Origin of the sequence: Paraburkholderia sp. Ac-20336 (genome assembly GCF_017105025.1) — a bacterium.
Lineage (GTDB): Bacteria > Pseudomonadota > Gammaproteobacteria > Burkholderiales > Burkholderiaceae > Paraburkholderia.
Genome location: NZ_JAAGPS010000317.1, coordinates 1 through 703, shown reverse-complemented (window position 1 = coordinate 703; position 703 = coordinate 1). Strand labels below are relative to the sequence as shown.

Sequence of the window (703 nt, the reverse complement as noted above, 5' to 3'; positions counted from 1 at the left end):
GCCGGAGGCTGGTTCCGCTCCCGCTGTCGTCACCTATGGCGCGGGCAGCCAGTACACGGTGCGGGCTGGGCAGTCGCTGAACGACGTGGCGATCGCCGTCACGCAATCGCATGACAAGGCCGTGCTCGCTCGCTCGACGCACGCGCTGTTCGATACGAATCCGGCCGCGTTCATGAACCACGATCCGAGCCGGCTGCGTGTCGGCGCGATCCTGATCGTGCCGGCGCTGGATGCGTCGGGGGCGCTGGCGGCTTCGTCGGTTGCAGCGGCAGGTGCTGTGGCGGCGGCTTCGGGGACGTCTGGTGCGGCGGTGTCTGCGCCTACGGCATCTGCTTCCGCGCCGGCTGTGCCGGTGTCCACGCCGACGGTGGCTGCTGCGGCTAGTGCGGGCAGTGGTGCTGCGAGCGCGGTCGCGCAGGTCAGCGCTGCGGCTGCGAGTGTGACTAGTGCTGCGACTCAGGTCACAACTCAGGTAGGCACTCAGGCAGCGGCGCAGGTCGCGACGTCTGCCGCGCCCGCAGTGTCTGGTGCGGCCAGTGTGCCGTTTAGCGCGAGCGCGGTGATGTCGGCGACGGCAGCGAGCGGAGCGGCTGCGTCCGCGCCGGTAGCAGGCTCGCAGGCGGCGGCGCTGCCGGCGAGCGGTGCGCAGGAGTGGACCGGATCGGTTCAATCGCCGGCGAGCGTGCCAGCCGCGCAGGCGCAG

Annotated in this window: 1 pseudogene; it reads left to right on the top strand. The window is 71.4% G+C overall.

Going from position 1 to position 703, the window contains the following annotated elements:
- Positions 1 to 703, top strand: a pseudogene (locus GXB81_RS31220) (hypothetical protein); the annotation flags it as partial.